Source organism: Bradyrhizobium sp. P5_C11_2, assembly GCF_054049755.1.
This window is the reverse complement of the sequence record NZ_JBFULT010001028.1, coordinates 1-1,304: the sequence shown is the minus strand read 5'-3', so window position 1 is coordinate 1,304 and position 1,304 is coordinate 1. Positions and strand designations below refer to the sequence as shown.

1 protein-coding gene and 1 pseudogene are annotated in these 1,304 nt (G+C 65.5%); both read right to left on the bottom strand.

From position 1 onward, the window contains the following. Positions 1-232, bottom strand: a pseudogene (locus ACXJL8_RS41380) (polysaccharide deacetylase family protein); the annotation flags it as partial. 179 nt (positions 233-411) lie between these two features. Continuing rightward, entirely contained in the window at positions 412-1,218 is an 807-nt protein-coding gene (locus ACXJL8_RS41375; protein WP_456687070.1) for a polysaccharide deacetylase family protein, read from the bottom strand. Positions 1,219-1,304: the final 86 nt, after the last annotated feature.

Below are 1,304 nucleotides of genomic sequence, written 5' to 3'. Positions count from 1 at the left end.
GGACCACTTCATGGTCCTTCAGCGGCAGCGTCTCGCGGTACTGCATGGTGCCGATGCGCGGATGTTCGTGCGGGTCGACGACGAGGGTGCGCGAGGTGCCGAGCGCGTCCGGATGGCCGGGGCAATCCGCAGCAAGCGCCGCCGGCGAAGCGGCGGTCAGCAAGCCCAGGAAGCCGGAGAAGCAGAGGACGATCCACGATCGCGTCCGAACAACAACGCTACTTCCGATCATCAACTCCGTCTGCCTTCATATGCAGTTGCCGCCATGGTAGGTCGGAGACGCCCGGGCAACGGTTCAGGCGCCAAGTTCCTTCCCCTGAAAGGCCTCATCCATCTTTGCATGGGGTAGCATGAACAGATCGTTAATGGGGCTCAAATCACCCCATTTTGCGCCGGCGTGACATTCCGGCATCAACGCGTGGCGGCGTTCTTCTGCGCCGCGCCCGCCGGCACGACGTGAACGACGCGGTAGCCGTTGTCCCGCAAATACCGCAGGAAGGCCGGCATGATCGCGGCGGTGCGCGCCTTGGGATCATGGAACAGGATGATGCCCTTGCCGGCGGCGGCGAGGCGCTCGGTGACGAGCTTCAATTCCTGCTCCGGCGTCATCTCGTTCCAGTCGCTGGCCCACAGATCGGCCCCGAACACGACGATGCCGCGCGACTGGAGCAGGTCGAGTTCGGCCTGCGTCGCCTCGAAATAGGGGAAGCGGAAGAACGGCGTCGACGGCGTCGTCGTCGAGGTGCCGTGCAGCGCCATCTCGTCGGCCGCGATCCCGCGGTCGATCTCGTTCTTCGCCTTGTCGAACGGGATCCGCGCCATGAACGGATGCGACCAGGTGTGGTGGCCGATGCTGTGGCCCTCGCGGGCGATGCGCTTGACYATGTCGGGATGCGCGGAGGCGTGCAGGCCGATCAGGAAGAAGGTCGCGCGCACGCATTCCTGCGCCAGCGCCGTCAGCACCTTCGAGGTGGTCGGCGGATGCGGGCCGTCGTCGAAGGTCAGCACGACCTCGTGATCGGCGAGCGGCAATGTCTGCGGAAAGCTCTTCAGTCCGACGCGGGGCGTGGTCTTGGCATCGACGCTCAGCAGGCGCGAGGTGCCGAGTGCATCCTTGCGCGGGCAGTCGGCGGCTTCAGTCGAGGCGATGCCGATGAGCGCGGCGAGGACCGCGCCCGCCGACACCGAGGTCCACCTCAGTCGAAGCATCTTTGTCATTGCGCTCGCAGTTCGCTTGTGGGTATTGCCTGACCGTCAGCCCAGACCACCCGATCCAACCTGTCAAACGGCGAGGCGCCCTATGG